Source organism: Sphingobacterium sp. xlx-96 (assembly GCF_011007365.1).
In the GTDB taxonomy this organism is placed as follows: domain Bacteria; phylum Bacteroidota; class Bacteroidia; order Sphingobacteriales; family Sphingobacteriaceae; genus Sphingobacterium; species Sphingobacterium luzhongxinii.
Map to the genome: position 1 here is coordinate 443026 of NZ_WFKM01000003.1, position 21458 is coordinate 464483.

Annotated in this window: 16 protein-coding genes and 1 tRNA gene; 6 read left to right on the plus strand and 11 right to left on the minus strand. The window is 42.1% G+C overall.

What is annotated here, in order from left to right; all coding sequences use genetic code 11:
• Window positions 1-111 precede the first annotated feature (111 nt).
• The 9 genes from gcvP to G7B20_RS07670 all read right to left on the minus strand — a co-directional run bounded on the left by gcvP (window position 112) and on the right by G7B20_RS07670 (window position 13698).
• A complete protein-coding gene (gene gcvP, locus G7B20_RS07630) occupies window positions 112-2985 on the minus strand; it encodes an aminomethyl-transferring glycine dehydrogenase (RefSeq protein ID WP_164109875.1) in 2874 nt (957 codons plus the stop codon).
• Window positions 2986-3277: 292 nt separating this feature from the next.
• Complete coding sequence (gene bshC / locus G7B20_RS07635; RefSeq protein WP_164109877.1) at window positions 3278-4867, minus strand: bacillithiol biosynthesis cysteine-adding enzyme BshC; 1590 nt, start codon at window positions 4865-4867, stop codon at window positions 3278-3280.
• A 91-nt stretch (window positions 4868-4958) separates the two neighbouring features.
• Window positions 4959-6272: a nicotinamide mononucleotide adenylyltransferase gene (locus G7B20_RS07640; RefSeq protein ID WP_164109879.1), complete on the minus strand. Its 1314-nt coding sequence runs from the start codon at window positions 6270-6272 to the stop codon at window positions 4959-4961.
• A 99-nt stretch (window positions 6273-6371) separates the two neighbouring features.
• Window positions 6372-6914, minus strand: coding sequence for an NUDIX hydrolase (locus tag G7B20_RS07645; RefSeq protein ID WP_164109880.1), 543 nt, complete (start codon window positions 6912-6914; stop codon window positions 6372-6374).
• 1 nt (window position 6915) lies between these two features.
• On the minus strand, window positions 6916-8652 hold the full coding sequence (locus tag G7B20_RS07650) for a phospho-sugar mutase (RefSeq protein WP_164109882.1): 1737 nt from the start codon (window positions 8650-8652) through the stop codon (window positions 6916-6918).
• A 52-nt stretch (window positions 8653-8704) separates the two neighbouring features.
• Window positions 8705-9340 carry a hypothetical protein gene (locus G7B20_RS07655; protein WP_164109885.1) on the minus strand — a complete coding sequence of 212 codons (636 nt, stop codon included), beginning with the start codon at window positions 9338-9340 and terminating at the stop codon, window positions 8705-8707.
• A gap of 4 nt (window positions 9341-9344) precedes the next feature.
• Window positions 9345-10214 carry an SDR family oxidoreductase gene (locus G7B20_RS07660; protein WP_164109887.1) on the minus strand — a complete coding sequence of 290 codons (870 nt, stop codon included), beginning with the start codon at window positions 10212-10214 and terminating at the stop codon, window positions 9345-9347.
• A gap of 27 nt (window positions 10215-10241) precedes the next feature.
• The gene (locus G7B20_RS07665; RefSeq protein ID WP_164109889.1) at window positions 10242-11009 is read right to left on the minus strand and encodes an enoyl-CoA hydratase/isomerase family protein; all 768 of its coding nucleotides are present in this window, start codon (window positions 11007-11009) and stop codon (window positions 10242-10244) included.
• Window positions 11010-11046: 37 nt separating this feature from the next.
• On the minus strand, window positions 11047-13698 hold the full coding sequence (locus G7B20_RS07670; protein WP_240452832.1) for a TonB-dependent receptor plug domain-containing protein: 2652 nt from the start codon (window positions 13696-13698) through the stop codon (window positions 11047-11049).
• A 74-nt stretch (window positions 13699-13772) separates the two neighbouring features.
• Between G7B20_RS07670 and purD the strand changes: the two genes are divergently transcribed.
• The 5 genes from purD (at window position 13773) to G7B20_RS07695 (ending at window position 17876) form a co-directional block, all read left to right on the plus strand.
• Complete coding sequence (gene purD, locus G7B20_RS07675) at window positions 13773-15047, plus strand: phosphoribosylamine--glycine ligase (RefSeq protein WP_164109892.1); 1275 nt, start codon at window positions 13773-13775, stop codon at window positions 15045-15047.
• A 97-nt stretch (window positions 15048-15144) separates the two neighbouring features.
• Window positions 15145-15216: transfer RNA gene (locus G7B20_RS07680), tRNA-Glu, on the plus strand.
• A gap of 157 nt (window positions 15217-15373) precedes the next feature.
• Entirely contained in the window at window positions 15374-15901 is a 528-nt protein-coding gene (locus tag G7B20_RS07685) for a potassium channel family protein (RefSeq protein WP_164109894.1), read from the plus strand.
• A gap of 80 nt (window positions 15902-15981) precedes the next feature.
• Window positions 15982-16632, plus strand: a complete 651-nt coding sequence (locus G7B20_RS07690; protein ID WP_240452833.1) for a FadR/GntR family transcriptional regulator — start codon at window positions 15982-15984, stop codon at window positions 16630-16632.
• Between the two features lie 50 nt (window positions 16633-16682).
• Window positions 16683-17876 carry an MFS transporter gene (locus G7B20_RS07695; protein WP_164109896.1) on the plus strand — a complete coding sequence of 398 codons (1194 nt, stop codon included), beginning with the start codon at window positions 16683-16685 and terminating at the stop codon, window positions 17874-17876.
• Between the two features lie 47 nt (window positions 17877-17923).
• On the opposite strand, the gene G7B20_RS07700 is transcribed toward G7B20_RS07695, so the two are convergent.
• Complete coding sequence (locus G7B20_RS07700) at window positions 17924-19300, minus strand: MFS transporter (protein WP_164109898.1); 1377 nt, start codon at window positions 19298-19300, stop codon at window positions 17924-17926.
• 118 nt (window positions 19301-19418) lie between these two features.
• Between G7B20_RS07700 and G7B20_RS07705 the strand changes: the two genes are divergently transcribed.
• Window positions 19419-20402 carry an aldo/keto reductase gene (locus G7B20_RS07705; RefSeq protein WP_164109900.1) on the plus strand — a complete coding sequence of 328 codons (984 nt, stop codon included), beginning with the start codon at window positions 19419-19421 and terminating at the stop codon, window positions 20400-20402.
• Window positions 20403-20448: 46 nt separating this feature from the next.
• Here the strand turns inward: G7B20_RS07705 and G7B20_RS07710 are convergent, their stop codons facing one another.
• A complete protein-coding gene (locus G7B20_RS07710; protein ID WP_164109903.1) occupies window positions 20449-21312 on the minus strand; it encodes an SDR family oxidoreductase in 864 nt (287 codons plus the stop codon).
• Window positions 21313-21458: the final 146 nt, after the last annotated feature.

Sequence of the window (21458 nt, forward strand, 5' to 3'; positions counted from 1 at the left end):
AACAAAACTCTAGTTATCTAACTAACTATATACAGTAAAAAACTGGAGGACGACCAAAAAAAAGGCTGCACCAAAATGGTGCAGCCTTTAAAATATCTACAGAATCCGTTACTATGCTTCTGCGTATTCTTCGATCGAAGGACAAGAACAGATAAGCGTTCTATCACCCTGCGAATCATTTACTCGGCCTACAGAAGGCCAGAATTTATTTACTTTTAGATAAGGAAGTGGATAAGCCGCCACCTGACGAGAATAAGATCTATTCCATTCGTCATCGATAACAACAGCTGCAGTATGCGGTGCATTCTTCAACACATTATCCGTTTGATCAACTTCTCCGGCCTCTACTGCTGCAATCTCTTGACGGATAGTAATCAAGGCATCACAGAAACGATCTAACTCAGGCTTAGACTCCGACTCCGTAGGCTCGACCATCAATGTACCCGCTACCGGGAACGATACTGTAGGTGCGTGGAAACCATAATCCATTAGACGTTTTGCAATATCTGCTACTTCAATACCTACATTTTTGAATCCACGACAATCCAAGATCATCTCATGTGCACAGCGCCCATTGGCACCTGCGTATAACACAGGATAATGTCCTTCTAAGCGCGCCTTAATATAGTTTGCATTTAAGATGGCAGTTTTGGTAGCTGTAGTCAACCCTTCGCTACCCATCATCGCAATGTAGCCATGGGAGATCAAAAGAATAGAAGCAGAACCAAAAGGCGCTGCCGAAACAGCAGATATACCTTGCTCGCCAGATACTTCAACAACTTCATGATTTGGCAAGAATGGCACCAAGTGCGCTGCCACACCGATAGGTCCCATACCTGGACCACCACCACCGTGAGGAATACAGAAAGTTTTATGTAGATTTAGGTGACAAACATCGGCACCGATCAAGCCTGGACTCGTAAGACCGACCTGAGCATTCATGTTTGCTCCATCCATATATACCTGACCACCATTCTCATGAATAATGTTACAGATTTCGATAATAGTTTCTTCAAATACACCATGTGTAGATGGATAAGTAACCATCAAAGAATTTAAATTAGCAGCATGCTCTTCGGCTTTCGCTCTCAAATCAGCCACATCAATATTTCCTCGCTCATCCGTTTTTACCACGACAACTTTCAATCCTGCCATCGAAGCCGAAGCTGGATTTGTTCCGTGTGCAGAAGCAGGGATCAAACAGATGTTACGGTGTCCTTCACCTCTACTTTTTTGATAAGCATCGATCACCATTAGCCCTGCATACTCACCCTGAGCTCCGGAATTCGGTTGGAAAGACATCTTAGCAAATCCTGTGATCTCGCTCAACCAGTCGTTTAACTCGTTGATCAACTGCATATAGCCTGAAGTCTGATCTGCTGGTGCAAATGGATGCAATCCTCCGAAACGTGCCCAAGTAACCGGAACCATCTCTGTAGTCGCATTCAACTTCATCGTACACGATCCCAATGGAATCATAGAGTGACAAAGAGACAGATCTTTTGCTTCCAACGATTTGATATAACGTAGCATCTCGTGCTCCGAACGGTAACTGTTGAAGATAGGATGTGTCAGATAGCTAGAAACACGCTCTAATTCAGAGGGGATAGAACTCGTCAAGTTATTTACCAGACTTTCTAAATCTACATCACTTTGGTGCTTTCCTTTAACTTTGGCAAAGACCTTAACTAATGTTTGTATATCAGCAAATGTAGTTGTCTCATCGATGGAGATACCCACAATACCTTCATTGTAATAGAAGTTCAGCTCGTGGTTTAAAGCTTCAGACTTCAAGCCGTCAACTTCTTTACCCACGTTGAAACGTAAGGTATCAAAATAGGTCTTATTCAACTGCTCATACCCCAATGATTGAATAGCTTTGTCGGCCAATTTTGTCAGATCATTGATACGAGACGCAATGTTTTTGATTCCTTCTGGTCCATGATACACCGCATAGAAAGAGGCCATAATAGCCAATAATGCCTGTGCAGTACAGATGTTAGAAGATGCTTTATCACGACGTATATGTTGCTCACGCGTCTGTAAAGCCATACGAAGCGCATACCCACCGTTTGAATCTGAGGTAACACCAATAATACGGCCAGGGATATTCCGCTTATACGCATCTTTCGTCGCGAAGAAAGCAGCATGCGGGCCACCGAAGCCCATAGGCACACCAAAACGCTGCGAGTTACCTACAACAACATCAGCACCCCATTCGCCCGGAGGCGTCAATAACGCCAAAGACATCAGATCTGCTGCAACACAGACTGTAATATTCTTAGCATGTGCTGCTGCTGTGAAGTTTTTATAATCTGCTACTGTCCCATCTGCCGCAGGATATTGGATAAATGCAGCAAACACATCATCCGCAAGATTTGCTTCATTGATATCAGCAACGCGGATTTCAACACCAAATGGTACCGCACGCGTACGCAATACATCCAACGTCTGAGGGTATACATTTGGTGACACCAAAAATGCATTGGCATCTTTGTTCTTACGTGCACTGTACAACATGAACATACCTTCCGCAGCAGCCGTAGCCTCATCCAATAAAGAAGCATTCGCAATCTCTAGCCCTGTAAAGTCGCAGACAACAGTCTGGAAATTAAGAAGAGCCTGTAAACGTCCTTGCGCAATCTCTGCCTGATAAGGCGTATACTGTGTATACCATCCTGGATTTTCGAAAACATTACGTTGGATCACACCTGGAAGGATAACGTCAAAGTATCCTTGACCAATGTACGATTTGAACACCTTGTTCTTTTCAGCAATTTGCGCTACTTTCTCCAAGTAGGCCACCTCACCTAAAGCGTCTGGAAGATTTAATGCTTTTTTTGCACGGATTTGAGCCGGAACGGTTTGTTCAATCAACTCATCTAGCGAACCTACACCTAAGAAACCCAACATTTCTTCTACTTGTGCGGCACGAGGACCATTATGACGGTCCTGGAATTTTTCTTGGTAATATACGTTACTCATTTGCTTTACAATTGCAAGGACTATATGTAATTAACTCTTTGACAAACAATTTATTTATTCATCATAAACGGTTTGTTTTTCGATGTGCAAAGATACGCAATTTATAAGACTTTTTTGGAGGGGACCTATCAGCAGAAACTTTTATAATAACATCAATCGATTGCACAATATATTATGCAAAAAACAAATAAAAGGGAGTTTTCATACAAATAAAACATGCAAACTAGCAAAACCGTTCATAAAGCCAAAGTTTCACACCGTACACTACATCTTCGATCTATGAACTTTATGACTAATATAAAATCGTAAACTTGAAGGCTAAGGGATCAAAATGTTTTACCAGTTCTGCGATAAGGTCATCACCGTATTTGACATAGAGTACGGCAAAATTTTCCGTACGTTCCTGCAATCCTCCGCCCGGAAACAATTTCTCCTTGATCCGTTCGATCTGTAATACGGCATCCTGATGGTTACGTTTGTCCGCCTTAAGCAACTTCTTCTCCAGATTGTTAATTGCCTTTTTAAGACGTGCTTTCACAGCATCGGTACTAGGTCCCAAACTCGGGTCTATCTTATGCGTACGTAGTTTTATCTTTCCAAAAATAGCATTCAGCTCCATCCACTCATCTTTGAGGTGTAGTCGATGTGTCGTATGCCGTCTCACGTATTCGTTTTGCAAAGCCAAGGTAGACTTAAAGACAGATTTGAAGGTCAGGTCCAATCGATATATTTTGCCTACGATATTATCTTCGGTTATCAATGCCGAGTTACGAGGTATTAGGACAGGAAAAGGAACATGATACTGGTCAAAATTTGCTTTAAGCTGGAGCCAGTACACAATCTCTGCCCCACCACCGATATAAGCGAGATTGGGCAATATTACCTCTTGATACAGAGGTCTCATCACCACATTAGGACTGAAGCGTTCCGGATATTGTTCGATTTCACGGCTCAACTCTTCCGGAGTGAAGAGCAGTCCCTGATGTAACACTTCATAATTACCATCAGCATTCTTCTCTATCCGCTCTCTAAACTCATCTGTCAGGTAGAAAAAATTACAGGGTCTAGCATATACCTGTGCAGTATATCCCTTTTCTTCAAGTTGGGCAGAGGTTTTGGAAATTGCGGCAAAGCTCCTTTCGTGCAGAACATCTTCTTCAATAACTGGTGCGTACAGCTTTTTCAACTCCCGCCTATCGGCATCAACAATAACAAGTCCGTAAGACTTAAAAAGCTCATGTACCAATACACGCGTCGCATCAGCAAGGCTTCTCCCTCTCAAATAAGCTTCTTCGACAATAGCGGTCAACTGCGTTGAGTTTTCCGAGAGCCCCAACATCCCACAGTACTGCCGCACCACTTCGCCCATCGAACCCGTATCCATACGCCCTGTACCGGACACCTTTGGAACATCCCATACAATCTTTTTGCCGTATACCCGTGTATTATTGATCTCGTCAAAATCATGGTCCTCTGTCGCCATCCAGTAAACAGGCACAAAATTATTTCCCGGAAATTTTTCCTTTAAATCTTTCGCTAGACGGATTGCTGTAGCGATCTTAAAAATAAAATAAAGCGGTCCTGTAAAGATATTCAATTGATGCCCTGTCGTGACCGTATAGGTATTCTTGTCGGCAAGCAGCTTAATATTCTGCTCCACCTCGATGGCATCTTCCAACAACCCAACATATGAAGACCGAAGTGACTCCACCAAGACTGCTCTATGAGCAAAGGATTCCTTTAAACGAATCTGCGCCGCAAATCCGTCCATTGTGGGCTTATTGCCGTAAAATGAATCCAGATTGTCTTCGCCTGCTAAATACGCCAGCAGTGTCTTCGAAAAGCTGTTCGTGTCTTTGTATTCGATATAGGTTGCCTTCATTTACTAGAAAATGTTATCTTTCGAACACACAAGTTACACCTTTTTACAAAAAGGCAAATGCCAAACCAGAATTATAGCGAATATTTGACAATTACACAGTTTTCACGTACTTCTCATCGTAATTTTCAATATCGATGATATAGTGATTTTGGATCAGAAAATCATATAGCGGCTTTGCTTCGTCAGACACCTTAAGATTTTTTGTCGTTATAATCTTATTCTCCTTTTTATTAAGGTAAGGATAGGCATACAGCTTTACATTCTTACTGAACATCCCAGAAATATACGAGAGCAGCTCGTTTGTATAGTTTTCTTTGTTATAATTATCCGAGTTAAAGATATTACGCAAATTTGAAACGTTAGTAGCGATACCTACATTACGAGGTTTAAATGTCTTTACAAACTCTGCAAGGTGATTGTTCCGTCTGAAATTCGAGACCATAATGTTGTTTCCTGTGGAACAGAGTTCTTCAGCACGTTGCGCAAAATACTGCAGGTCTTCTCCCGTCAGGTCGAGATCTTCGTCCAGCACATTCCCCATCAACACCTCGATCAACACCACCGTATTTTCAGGGTCTGCCAACGTATTCTTTTTAAATTGTTCGACAGCAAGATTAAACAGATCAAAGTTAGGTAAAGACTTTTGTCTGTACTTTGTCCGCAAGACAATAATATCTTTTTTGTATAGGAAATCTTTGATTTGGGCTGCCCTACCATCCGGTCTAAAGATCGCCGCGTTGGCAAAACCCTTAGCAATAAGATACAAGTTCAAGAGACGCTCGTTCGCATTCTCGAAAACTGGACCACTCACCTTGACCAAATCTATCTCTACCGAACCAACCGAAAGATTGTCGACCAGCGACTCGATCATGACCTGTGGATCCTGTGAATAGTAGTATGCAGCAAATACAAGATTGACACCCAATATACCTAGCACTTTCGATTGCAGCCGGTTATCGCTATCTAACAAACGAACATGAATGATAATATCATTGGTAGGCCCGTCTACTTCACTTTGAAACCGGATTCCCAACCAACCATGTGGATCATTTGTCTTTGTAAAATTCAGTGTTGTGACCGTATCAGCAAAAGCAAAGAAACGCTTATTGTCGTATTTTTCCATATGCAGACGTTCGGTCAACAGATTGAACTCATGCGACAACATCTTCGTAAGGCGGGCACGACTCACATACCTTCCCGACTCCTCCACACCATAAATCGCATCACTAAAAGCCATATCATAAGCAGACATGGTTTTTGCTATTGTACCGGAAGCTGCTCCCGCCTCGAAAAAATTACGAGCTACCTCCTGCCCCGCGCCAATCTCGGCAAACGTACCGTAGATTGCCGCATCTAGATTTATTTTTAACGCCTTTCGCTTTGTTTCGAATATCTCTCTTGCCATTTGGCAAAGTTAAGAAAATACAACAAATTATTCGGAAAACAGTTCTTCCGTCCGCATAAAAACCGTTGACCAAATCATACCGAACAGAAAAACACCTCCTTAAAGCAAGTTTAATCTCCTTAAGGCATAGAATAAGGCAGCGCTGTGCAACGCCTGCCCCACTTTATTCGCAAAGAGAAACTCCTTAGCTTCTTCAATAGATAGCTCAACGACTTCAATATCTTCCGAAGCATCTAATTCTTGGTCCTGAATCTTCCTCCCTCCCTGTAAGAGATAAGTATAGGTCAGGTTGCCGCTCGTAGCCGGATTAGCATACAGTTCGCACACATATTCGATACTATCAAAGGCATACCCCGTTTCTTCCAACATCTCCCTTCTTGCCGCGTCTACAGGATCTTCACCATCCTCCACTACACCCGCTGGCAATTCAACCATTATTTCCTGTGCTCCATGCCTGTATTGCTTGACAAACAGCAGTGTTCCATGCGCTGTCAGACCAACCACATTCACCCAGGTAGGATATTCCAGCACATAATATTCGTCCTTTATTGTGCCATTGGGCAACTCCAACTTATCGACGCGAAGAGTTGCCCAGGGTCGCTGAATAATATACCGAGAATCCAATAACTTCCAATTCTCCATACTACCCCTTTACAATATCCGCCATAATACGCGCTACTTTCTCCTCAAGACGTTCTGCGACGATCTTAAAAGAAGACTTATCCAACAGACGCTCTTTAACCGAACAATAAAACTTAATCTTAGGTTCTGTACCAGAAGGCCTAGCGGATATAACATCTCCATCCACCGTAATAAACTGCAGTACATCAGATTTCGGCAAATCAATTTTATCCATACGACCTGTAGAAATATCTTCCGCCTGCAGGCGTTCGTAATCCCGTATCTCTTTTACTGCCACTCCGCCTAAAGATTTCGGCGCGTTACGCCGAAGGCTCACCATCATGTTTTGAATCTCTTCGGCACCAGCTTTACCTTTCTTGGTCAACGAAATAAGCTTCTCTTGATAAAAACCATATTCTACATAAAGATCCAATAAAACCTCAAACAAAGTCTTACCCTGCTCTTTGAAATAAGCTGTCATCTCAGCAATAAAGGCACAGGAGTTGACCGCATCCTTATCCCGTACCAGATCGCCGACCAGAAAACCATAACTCTCTTCACCACCCACGAGATAGTTCTCTTTTCCTAAAAGTTGGGTCATCTTTTCCCCAATAAACTTAAATCCAGTCAATGTTTCATAACATTTAACACCGAAGCTAGCACTGATATCACTTATCAGATTTGTAGTCACGATAGTCTTGACCACATAATCATTCGCTTGAAGTTCCTTCTTATCCTTTTTCGATGACAACACATAATACGCCAAAAGGCTTCCGATTTGATTGCCATTCAACAGCTGAAACTGTCCTTCCGTATTTTTAACTGCGACCCCTACGCGATCCGCATCAGGATCTGTCGCCATAACGACATCCGCATCTAATTCTTGCCCTTTTCGCATCGCCATAGACATTGCATCCTCTTCCTCCGGATTAGGATAGACCACCGTTGGGAAATTGCCATCGGGATCCTTTTGCTCCTCTACCACAGACACATTTTCGAACCCCCAAGCATTTAACATCGCTGGCACAACAGTGATACCCGTACCGTGAATCGGAGAGTACACGATTTTTAAGTCCGTATTGTTACGAACAGCTTCTGGGTGTATACTTAGACGGGTATTTGCAGCAATATAAAGCGTATCAAAATCCGATGTCACCAGCGTTACGTTCGCACTATTTCGGTCAAACTTGATCTCAGAAACCGACTGTATAGCGTTCACCTCAGCGATCACATTCTTATCATGAGGCGCTACGAGCTGCCCTCCATCATTCCAGTACGCTTTATAACCATTATATTCTTTCGGATTGTGCGAGGCCGTCAACATCACGCCACCTTGACAGGCATAATGACGCACAGCATAGGACAGCATCGGTGTCGGTCGCAATTCGTCAAATAGGAAGACATGAATGTCGTTAGCTGAAAAAACATCAGCAACCAAGTGCCCCAAAGACTGGGAGTTATTCCTACTATCGTAAGACACAGCCACCTTAATCTGCTGATTCGGAAACTGCTGCTTAAGATAATTTGCCAACCCCTGGGTTGCCTTACCTATAGTATATTTATTTATCCGGTTTGAGCCCACACCCATTATACCGCGCAATCCTCCCGTACCAAACTCCAACTCTTTATAAAACGAATCGACCAACTCTGTTTCTTCATTATTGTCAATCAATTTCTGGACCTTCCCTATGGTTTCTTGATCATACTCCGATGAAGTCCAAGCATTAATACGTCCTTGCGTTTCTTTATCAAAATTCATTATACTCTATTTTCTAAATTTCTATTCTATCTACTGGCTCCAAAACACAGACTTAGGCATCACAACCTGCATATGCCCGATCCAACGTCGTCACGTACCATATCCCTTTATAGCGCCGAACGTGAAACACCAAAGGGGTAGCGGTCGTCACGATCACCCGAAAACTCTCAGCTTCGGCCACTTCTATTGCTTCCAACTGTTCTTCTGAAAACATCGTCTCATCAAACTCCTTCTCAAAAGCTACAATATTAGACAATTGATTGGGATGCGATGTCGTATCGCAGAAAAAACCAAGTTTATTCCATTTTTCAGTACCACAGTCAAATTCTGGTAATTTCTCAAAAGTCAGCGTATAATCATTACTAAAGTCTGGGTAAGGAAAATAATCCGGCATAGGCTTCGCAAAATCAATACTGTCCAACTTGACAAAAGTATCGGACGCTCCAGGACGATAAATTATTGTAATCCCTAGATCAGGATGAACAAGTCTGTTAACCTTATTGTTATCCTTGCTTACATACGCTCTCACAAACCTAGTTACGACCTCTGTAAGATCATTTTTCTCTTCGACTGTAACAGGTGCTACGACTTCAACACTATCCTTTGTTGTGCGCTCTTCTGAATGACGCTGTCCACATGATGTCAGTAATGCCAACAGCAAAATCACAATACCTAAAAATCTATACATTATATTACTTATTGTTTTTCTTTATTGTACTTTCGATCACATCCCACATCTCTTCAGGGATGGCTTCCATTCCATTCATCTGTCCAGCCCCCTGCAACCATTCTCCTCCATCTATAGTAACCACTTCCCCATTTATAAAGTTAGCAAAGTCCGACACCAAAAATGCGGCCAAATTAGCTAATTCTTGGTGATCTCCCACTCTTTTTAGTGGAACTCTATTTTTAAAATCAAATTTGGCGGCCAGATCCCCCGGTAGCAACCTATCCCAAGCACCTTTCGTTGGAAAAGGCCCCGGCGCTATGGCATTATGGCGGATACCATACTTCCCCCACTCAACTGCCAAAGAGCGGGTCATTGTCAACACTCCACCTTTTGCAACAGCCGAAGGCACCACATACCCCGATCCCGTATAGGCATAGGTAGTCACAATATTCAATACTGTCGCAGCCTGCTTAGTTTTTATCCAATGCTTCCCAAAGGTTAGCGTACAGTTTGCTGTTCCCTTTAATACAATATCAATAATCGTAGAAAAAGCGTTAGCAGAGAGTCGCTCTGTGGGTGATATAAAATTACCAGCGGCATTATTAACCAACACGTCCACCTTGCCAAATCGACCTATACTCTCTTGCATAAGCTGCTCCACCTCATCACTATTCCGAATGTCACAGGCCAATGCTACGACAGGATTTCCAGTTTTACTGTTAATCTCAAGCGCAGTAGCCTCCAGTACCTCAATTTTCCGACTTGAGATAATCACATCCGCCCCTAATTCGGAAAAGTAAGTCGCCATAGCCTTACCAAGGCCAGTCCCACCTCCAGTCACCAAAATGGTCTTTCCCCTTAAGGCATCTTCTTTTAACGCTCCTTGTACCATAATATGTTTGTTTAGTTACATGCCCTCTTACGACCGTTTCTGTGTCAAGTTGTAAATAATTGTTTTCAGAATCTCGCGTGTACTCGGCTTCCACCATTGCTCCAACACCTGCTCCACCGCCGCATTCTGATCCTGCTCCATAGCCCGGATAAGCTCAGCTCTCAAATTTAGTTTGGTAGTACGCCATGCATTTTTCTCAAACTGCATTACCGCCTTTAGCTGTCTGATTGCAGCATTCTGTATCCGGTCAAAGGGCACAACTTCATCCACCAACCCCACAGAAAGAGCTTCCTCTGGCTTGAACAACTTCCCCTCCAACAAGTTGCGATAAGCCGCACCTTTACCCAACCAAAAACTATAAAGGGTAAATATGGACTCAGGCACAACTAGGCCTACTGGCACCTCATTCAGTCCAACAATATAATCACCCTGCGCCATCAACCGATAATCACAACACAATGCCATCACGCATCCGCCAGCAGGACTGTGCCCTGTAATTGCTGCCACAGTTGGTTTAGAAAAAGAGGCAAACCGTTGAAGAAGAGTCATAAACCTACTCCAAAACTCACGCATCTCCTCCTCGTTATAAGCAAAAAGAGTGATCAAGTCCAGCCCAGAAGAAAAGAATCCTTCCTTACCGGACAATACAACACCTTCTACAGCAGGATCCTGTCCAGCCTCCTCCAGCGTATCAATCAACTCATTGACCAATTTCAGATCCATTGCATTTGATTTACCACGGTCCAGTAAAACATGTAAGATATGATCCTCCTTTTTCGTACGTATATAATCCATAGTTACTCGCTTAAAATGATATTACAAGATAAAATATTTATTTCACTTCCAGTTCCACAACCTTACGCAAAATCCTTCCCGTAAGATCAAGCCCTTCGATTACCATGAGATATTTCCCCTTACCATCCGAGGTAAAAAAGTTAAAAGATGCCTTTCCTTCTTTATCCGCGACAAGACTGGGCTCCCAATGTATAGTTGTGCGAAGATCCCGACTCAACAGCATCCCATCCACAACATCATAGACCGGTTTATAAAATGTCCTATTAACATGTAATCCCTGAGGCTGCACCGTCAAAATACCCTTAGGAACATAGCTACGCATTGCTGACAAACCCGTTTTTGACGTAATGATAATCAACCCATTACCTCCATTCACTCCATATATCGACGTATAATTAGCGTTCCGAAGCACCTCCACACTCTCCACATCACTCACATTAATCATAGACAATTGATCCGCTTCGATATACATTCCATCCAAAACAACCTGCATCGGCACATTACCCCTAGTATTATAAGGAATTCCCCCGTTAAAAATCACCCCCATTAAGCGCCCAGACAGACACATATCCAATGTAGGACAGGTTTCGAGCTCCTCACTCGTAATGATCTGATCAGCATTTCCAGGCCCGTTGAGATTACTGGAATTTTCTGCTACTTTCTTTTTCTTCGTAGCGCGTACCACAACTTCCTCGATCGCTATCGCTTTTTCCATTAAACCACGACTTTCCAATTCCGCAAAAAACTGCTTTGAGAAATTAATTTGATCCACATACGATGCATTCACATCCCAACGCTCATCTGCCCAATTTCGATTATCTCCGACAGCAGGTCTTTCGGGGGTATTTATTACAATATCGATATTGTTCTTTCCCTTATTCTGGTCTCTTGCCGAGATCAGAAACTTGATACTATCAGGAAACAAAAGATTATCAAAAACAAAATACCCGTCCTCATTGGATGTTGTATCCACAAAATCCATGTAATTTTTCGTAGATATCAATTGCACTTTTGCATGAGCTTCCGGCTTGGTACGTCCTAGTTTTTTAGTATATCCGCTTATCCGCTGTGATTTTTCAACTTCAAATTTCGGCTTAATTTCTTTCCCTAATGTGCTCCAATCAATATTCCGCCAACCTTGGGTTAACATCAACATATCGATTTCTCGCATCCTCTCATTCCCCCCATCAAAATAGTATCCCGGGTTTTCGATGTATCCCTTTAGATCCGCACTCAACAACATCGAAGATAATATATTGGGTGCCAATGTCGGGTTATCCTTAATTTTTGCCAGATCGACTACAGCTGCCGAAAAAGCCCCAAAACGAACAGAATCCTCCGCCTCGCCGATCATCATATCCACCTGTACCTTATCTCGGGTAGTAAAACTCGTCTTATTCAGATTCACGACAACCGGCAAAGCATCTTTAACATTATAATTAAAAAATGGTCGTTCTACAATGGGCAAGAATTGATCATTCAATATACTAATCGTCAATACGCCCGAAGGCAATACCTTTTTATCTACCGAAAAAACAAGTTCGTCTTTGCTCAGCTTCTGCTTAGATACAAAAATGACCTCTCCCAAATGATGCACGACAAAATAGGCATCCTTCTGATTCACGAGATCTTCAGAAAGATTAAGTTGCGCAAAAACCTTATTTTCATGCTGAACGTTGACCGCTATCGAATACCCTGTCTTATAAATCTCGGGCATCTGTACACTCATCTTAGCCCCATCTTCAAATTCTGCTTGCACATCGAATACACTATTGGGCTGAACAAAAAGATAAGTCACCCCCATTCCAAGATCATTTGTCTCCGCAACACCAGCCGTATCTGCCCCTACTTTGAAAATCACTTTAGTTTTAATCCCAAGTCCTTTCGGATTCACCGCTTTAACGGCTATGTTGTTAATTTTATTTTCCAGCAACTTTCCTCCTTCTGGAAATAACTGCACATCATTCTTCACCTCCGGAGGCAGCATCTTTAACAACTTATTTACAGGTATTTTCTCAAAGTTATCAAAGCGCAATTTAATATGAGCATTGGTATATTTCTTACTTAACTCCACAGTCAAGTTACCATTTTCATCCGTATTGCTTCGTTTTCGTTCCACAGATTTACCATCTGATATCACTTCATAGCGCACCTGGGTTTTAGCCAAAGGAACTCCCGTCAGACTTCTTAACTGAATCTGGTAGGTATTATCTTTCTCCCCACTTCGGACAGAGGTCGTAGTTATGATATTATCAGATCGACCATTGGCCACTTGAATCGTACGGTCATAGAAATACTTTTCATCAGCATTGCGCATCCAATTTGTATAAGCCCGTAAACGATAGGACCCTTCCGTTATAGTGTCTGTTAGCTTAAAATCCCCCATACCAAGCCCCATAACAATAGGTATCGTCATGGAATTGACCACCTTTTTTGCCCCATCGATCAATTCCACATACGCAAGACCACTGTGGTTAGAAAACAAATTCTGTAGCCCTATTGTCGCATACGCTTTAAACCAAACAGTCTCTCCAGCGGTATAAGCATATTTATCAAGATGTAGATATAACTTTTCTTGCGGATTATTTCCACTATACACAGCCATATCGTCTAAAACCTTTTGAATATCCTGAGAAAATAAAGCGCCACTACTGAACAGCAGTAAAAAAGGAATAAGAAGAAATCTCATAGTCGTCTCAATTGATTTTTAAATTGTTAAGGAAAGATAACAAAAATTAAAGCATATTTCTCTAAGTTTGTGGCATGAATATCTTAATCGTTGGATCTGGCGGTCGCGAATCCGCCTTTGCCTATAAAATAGCACAAAGCCCTAAACTTACCAATCTTTATATTGCCCCCGGCAATGCTGGAACTGGACAATACGGTCAAAACATTGATCTTAAAGTCACCGATTTCGACGGAATAGCAACATTTGCACTAGCCAACGACATCAACCTCATACTTGTGGGACCAGAAGAGCCATTGGTAAAAGGTATCCACGATTTCTTTTTAGAAAGAGAAGACTTACAACATATTGCTGTCATAGGCCCTCAAAAATTGGGTGCTCAGCTTGAAGGATCTAAAGATTTTTCAAAAGAATTTATGTTTAGACACAATATCCCTACTGCGGCTTACAAATCGTTCGAATTATCCAATCTGGAAGAGGGGTTGGCCTACTTAGAGACACAAAAACTTCCGATCGTTTTAAAAGCAGATGGACTTGCTGCAGGCAAGGGCGTTTTGATCTGTGAGACACTGGAAGACGCTAAAACAGAGCTAACAGCTATGCTTGCTGACGCCAAATTTGGACAGGCCAGCTCTGTTGTTGTAATTGAAGAGTTCTTAAAAGGGATAGAGCTTTCTGTATTCGTATTGACAGACGGAGACTCTTACAAGGTATTACCTTCTGCAAAAGATTACAAGCGTATCGGTGAAGGAGACACAGGCCTTAATACAGGAGGCATGGGATCCATCTCTCCAGTACCTTTTGCCGACGAGGCGTTTCTGACGAAAGTCGAAGAACGAATTATAAAACCGACAGTTGAGGGACTAAAGATTGATAACATACCGTATAAAGGGTTCATTTTTATAGGTTTGATGAATGTAGGTGGCGATCCTTATGTTATAGAATATAACGTACGTATGGGCGACCCGGAGACTGAATCCGTTCTCCCACGTATTGAGTCCGATCTAGTTGATCTATTAGAAGGTGTTGCTCAGGGCAATTTGGCAAACCGCTCTTACACGTTGAGTCCTAAAACGGCGGTAACAGTCATGTTAGTTTCTGGCGGATATCCCAGTGATTATGAAAACGGCAAGGTAATCAGCAATATCGAAAATGTAAAAGAATCTATTATCTTTCATGCTGGAACAAAGCTTGTCAACGGAGAAGTCGTAACCTCTGGGGGCCGTGTTATTGCAGTCACCACATTACAAGATGACTTATTCACCGCACTTCAACAAGCGACAGCTGATGCTGGCCGGATCTTTTATCAAGGAAAATACTTTCGTACTGATATTGGCTTTGACCTTATTTAAAAATAATATTTTAGCTTTCAATGCATTACAATATTTGGATAAAAAATATTTTGGATAATAGATAAAAGCGTCTATATTTGCATCACCAAAGCAAAAGGGCCCGTTCGTCTAGGGGTTAGGACGCCAGATTTTCATTCTGGAAACAGGGGTTCGATTCCCCTACGGGCTACTAAAAAGCGACTTTTAATAAAGTCGCTTTTTTTATTGTCCCCAAAAAAAAGCAATACAACCTATTTCCTTCCTAGTTACTATATTTGTAATATTTGTCTCGGCAAAATAAATCGAGATCAGTTTTGTCTCTCTTGAAATTTTAGTCATATAATATTATGCTAACAGTAATCTTTACGGGACTAGTAATTATCACTATAAATGTCATTGTACAGGCATTCTCGACAATTTACTTCTTCCGTATTTTTATTCCACAATACCTGCGGCAAATGGAACGCACCAAGACCATATACCCCACGCTTTGGATGTTGGTCTACCTTGTGTCCTATCTTACGCTCCTACACGCCTCCCAATGCACCCTTTGGGCCGCAGCCTATTATTTCAATCCTTATATCTCCGATCTTAGCAGCTTTGAACAAGCCATCTATTTTTCGCTAATCACATTTACGACAATTGGCTATGGTGATATAACAATCAATTCGGAATGGCGTATTTTGGCGGGCTTAGAAGCTGTAAATGGAATTATGTTGATCGGTTGGTCTACGGCCATGATTTTTGCCTTCCTACAGATATTATACCGACAGAGCTGGAGCACACTTAGCTTTGGATTAAAAGACCATCACAAACTCTTCCCGCATGAAGACTCCAATGAGCACTCGAGCAATAATTATGAAAACAAAAACTAAATAGTCGATTTAGAAAAAGCTTTCGGCAATTCGGCTTTGTTTTAAGATTCATTTTTATATCTTTGTATTCATCAGATGATATGATGATACAAAAAAAATCTCTAGCACAAGAAGTCTCAGACAGCCTTAAACATAGCATTGAAAGCGGGGCATTTGCTATTAACGAAAAGCTTCCTACAGAACCGGAGCTTATGCAAAAATTTGGTGTGGGCCGCTCTACTATCCGTGAGGCTATCAAATTCCTATCTCAACTAGGTTTTGTCAACGTGCAGCAGGGACTCGGCACCTTTGTTGTCAGTCATAGTAGCAATAATGTTCTAGACGAGAAAATTGAACGCGCTAACTTTACAGAGATATTTGAGGTTCGACAACTGTTGGAATTAAAAATCGTAGAGAAAGCCGCCACAAACAGAACGGAAGCACATTTACAGAAAATGAAAAGAAAGCTGGAAGAGCGAAAACAGTATGCCGAAAATGGAGATATGCTGCATTGTATCCATGCAGACGTAGACTTTCATATCACTGTTGCAGAAAGTTGTGGCAATACCATTCTACATGAGCTCTACAAAACAATGTCCGTACACGTCAGCAAATTCTTCCTGACCCTCTATAATGATACCGCTACATTTGTCGAGTCACAAAAGATTCACGAAGACCTATTGCAAGCAATCAGCAATAAAGACGCTATCAAGGCAACAAAAATCGCTATTAAAATAATTGGAAGAATTTAATCTTTTTACCCTAATTCATCAGATGACCTGATGTTTTCTTATACTATCTTATGTCCACTTTATCCGCAAACAAAACCGTATATCCTATACTATTTGCCATCAGCTTTTCGCATCTACTCAATGACCTAATGCAATCGGTCGTCCCTTCCGTATACCCGTTGCTCAAGGACAACTACGCACTATCATTTACGCAAATCGGAATTATTACGTTAATCTTTCAATTGACCGCATCCGTGCTTCAACCCTTTGTCGGAGCATATACAGATAAGAAACCAAATCCAAGATCATTAGCCATCGGTATGATTTTTTCATTGTCTGGATTAATATGCCTTGCCTACGCGTCCAATTTCTACCTTATTCTTACCTCAGTAAGTCTTTTAGGTATCGGATCATCCGTATTTCATCCGGAGGCTTCACGTGTAGCACACCTAGCCTCGGGCGGCCGCAAAGGACTGGCTCAGTCCATCTTTCAGGTGGGTGGAAATACAGGCAGTGCCATAGGCCCATTACTTGCAGCCTTAATTGTAATACCGATGGGGCAAACCTATATCGGCTGGTTCGGCACCCTCGCTGTATTAGGTATGTTTATATTGACTATCGTGGGCAATTGGTATCAACAGAATGTTATTGTCAAGACAGCAACTACAAGTGGAATTATAAACACAGCTCCACAACAGGCATTACCAAAGCGCACTGTTATCATCTCCATTATCATTCTGTTAGTACTCATCTTTTCAAAATACTTCTACATGGCGTCCATGACGAGCTACTTTACGTTCTATCTCATCGAAAAATTTGATGTCAGTGTTCAACATTCACAGATCTACCTATTTGTATTTTTAGCGTCTGTCGCAGCAGGAACGATCTTGGGTGGTCCATTAGGTGACAAATACGGACGTAAATTGATTATCTGGATATCTATATTGGGTGCTGCTCCTTTCACATTATTACTCCCCCATGTAGGCCTGTTACCGACTGTTGTATTAGCTGGTATTATCGGTTTGATCATTTCTTCCGCTTTTTCTGCGATCCTTGTTTATGCCACAGATCTTATCCCCGGCAAAGTAGGTATGATTGCCGGACTTTTCTTCGGTTTTGCTTTTGGAATGGGAGGCATAGGTTCGGCCGTCTTAGGCTGGCTTGCCGACCACACAAGTATTGAATACGTATTCTCCATCTGTGCGTTTCTACCACTGATCGGAATAGTTACCGGATTCTTGCCAAACATTAGACGAAAAGCCTAGTTCAATTATCATAAAAGCCGGTCTAGACCGGCTTTTATGATAGTTACTTAAGCAGCAATGGCTGTCTTTTGCTCCGATCGCGATATATACACTAATATAACTACACTTGCAAGCGCGTACAAAAATAAGAGTCCCAAACTCAGATTCCCTACGGCCCATTCTGAGGGAAGCAACTCATTCAGTACTGTCATAAACGACAGTCCGATACCTCCACCCAAAAAATAACTGGTACTCGTCAAGCTGGAAACTACGCCGTAATTGGAAGGATCTACATCACGTATACTCAATACAGCCATGCTTGTAAAACAAAAAGTAATTCCAACACCCGAAATACAGGCTGCACCGATCAATACCATGGACAATGGATGCCCCAAATAAAGAGCTCCCCACAACACAATCGCACCTACAAGCAAGAAAGACCAACCCAATACGCCCATCTGAGCAGAATTAACACGCTTAGAGACCGACGGAAGTACGAATTTGGCAATAAGTGCCGAAAGCACGCTAAACGGCACCAACATCAGACCTGCCGAGGCAGCTGTATGTCCCATATCACTTTGTAACATCAAAGAAATCAAGAATAAAAAGCCAATAAAGAAAGCTCCTTGAATAAAGAACACCAAATTGGAGATCACCACAGAAGGGTGGTTAAATAAACTGAGCTTTATCAAGGGTTCTGACACGGTCTTTAACCTATAAATAACGATCCCCAATAAAAGGAGCCCTATCAAAATAGAACCGATAACGATTGTTGGGGTCTCTTTGAAATCTGGCAATTGATGCGAACCGTAAGCAAGGCTTAGCAACCCCAGCACCAGCAAAATTCCGGACAAGGTATCCGTACGCTGTGAATCTGCAGAAGCTTCATCCTTCGGTATGTAAAAGTAAGCCAGCAAAAGCGTAACGGCCAAAATAGGGACATTGATCAAAAATACCCAGTGCCAACTCAGGTATGTACTTAATAACCCTCCTATGGACAGTCCACTTCCCGATCCTATTGCAGCGAAAGAGCTGAAAACTCCGATCGCTCGATTACGCTCCTGCGTCTCCCTAAAGGTGTTTGTTATAATGGACGAAGATGCAGGCATAATAAATGCGGCACCCAAGCCCTGCAAAGCGCGAAAAATAGCCAATGATTCAAAAGAAGTCGACAGCCCTGCTCCCAGCGAGGTTAGCATAAATACCAAACCTCCCCAAAGAAAGACCTTCTTACGTCCCTTCTGATCCGACATCCTTCCTCCGATGATCAAGAATCCTCCAAAAAGAAGGACATACAAAGTCTGTAGCCATTGGGCCTGTTCTACCCCAATGTGAAACTGCTCCTGGATAGATGGAATAGTCAAATTTATAATCGCAATATCCAACGCTTCCACAAAAGTGGCCACAGAGGCTATTATTAAAATAAGGTTCTTTCGTAACTGCATTATCAGAAAATTTTCGGCAAAGGTACTCTTTATCAAACAAACAGAATAAGATACTTCCCATTTTGTTTATCTTTATAGGTATAATAATGCACACAACACCTCAAATCACTAGAAAAACATGGAATTCAGAAAATTAGGCAACTCAGATATAGACGTATCCGTAATTACTTTCGGGGCTTGGGCCGCCGGCGGCTGGATGTGGGGCAGTACAGATCGTAAAGAAGCCATCGAAGCCATTAAAGCATCCTACCACGAAGGTGTTACCTCCATTGACACGGCTCCGATATATGGTCAGGGAGTTAGCGAGGAGATCGTTGGCGAAGCCATTAAAGGCATACCCCGTGACAAAGTACAATTACTTACCAAATTCGGTATGCGATGGGACCTTGAGCAACCCAAGGGTATATTGGCAATGCACAGCAAAAATAATGAAGGGCTTCCCATAGATATTTACAAATATGCCGGCAAAGAGAGCGTCATCAAAGAAACCGAAGCCAGCTTGAAAAGGCTAGGTACAGATTATATCGATCTGATGCAAATTCACTGGCCCGATGTCACCACACCAATAGACGAAACGATGGAAGCCTTAGAAACACTAATTCAACAAGGCAAGATCCGTGCAGCCGGTGTGAGCAACTATACGACAGACCAAGTCAAAGAGGCGCGTCACACCTTAGACATTGTAAGCAATCAAGTACCTTACAGCATGCTTAACAGAGGCATAGAACAAGAACTAGTACCTTATGCTCAGGAAAATAATCTAAGTATCATTGCATATAGCCCTATGGAAAGAGGTCTACTCACCGGTAAATACTTTAATAAGCTCACCCTACAAGAGGGAGATCATCGCAACCAATATTTCAAAAACTTTGATCTGGCAAAAGTCAAGTCCTTCCTCGATCAAATCGCACCATTGGCCAAAGAGAAGCAAGCATCGTTATCCCAACTTGTATTACGATGGACTAGCCTACAGCCTGCTATTACAGTAGTTTTAGCAGGAGCACGTAATGCAACACAAGCTATTGAAAATGCAAAAGCTTTCCAGGTTAATCTATCACAGGATGAATTACAATTCATTCGCGAGGAGCTAGACAAGATTTAGCTATTAAAAAAGTCATCCCGCTATAGCGGGATGACTTTTTTAATAGCTACGCATAATACGCCTCAAGGAAGTTTTTAACCTGTAAAGGAGTTCTACCTAAAATAGCTTCGAGATCCATTCCCGTCTTATCAAACTCTCCTGCCTTTATACTTTTTAATATTCCAACAAAGAGACCTACAACGATCGGCGGCAAACCAGCATCGAGCAATGCCTGCTGGTATTCTGTATCCGAGACATTCAAATACATTATCTTCAATTTGAGAACATCGCCCAATTGATCAGCGATCTCCTGAAAGCAAACACGTTGACCATTCACCAGATCTATTATTCTATTCTCAAATCCATCATTTACTAATACGTTTGCCGCCGCTTGCGCTAAGTCGTTACGGGATGTAAAGGCCACGGGGGTATCACCCGCTGGGGCAAAGAGGACTTTTCCTTCCCGGATAGCAGGACCGATAATATCAGGCAACATATCCATATATATACCATTGCGTAGAATAGTGTAGGTCAAGCCACTCGCGATCAACAGATCCTCCGTAGTCTTATAAACAGGCATCAACCCATTGGGCGAATCTCCAGCTGTAGATTGGTATTGAAAACTTGTAAAAATCACATGATTTACTTTGGCCGCCTTGGCTGCCGCGATCACATTTTGATGATGTGACGCTCTATTCTCCAAATCACTAGAAGAAACAAAAAGAAGCTTTTCAACGCCTTTAAAAGCATTAACCAAGGATTTATAGTCATTATAATCTCCAATTTTTACCTCCACTCCTCTTTCGGCCCATGATTTTGCTTTTTCATGATTCCTACTTAATACCGTTAGTTTGCTTGCTCCTTCCTGTTGCAAAAAAGCTTCTGCCGCAGCATTTCCCAAATGCCCTGTTACCCCTGTTATTAAATACATAGTTGTTATATTTTAATTTTTTATACTTACTTTTGGTAAGTCAAAGGTAAAAAGTAAGCTATAGATATACAAGAACTTAGCTCTTCGTAATTCACTTACCTAGAGGTTAGCATTACTGATTATCAGCACAATAATTTTTGATAAGT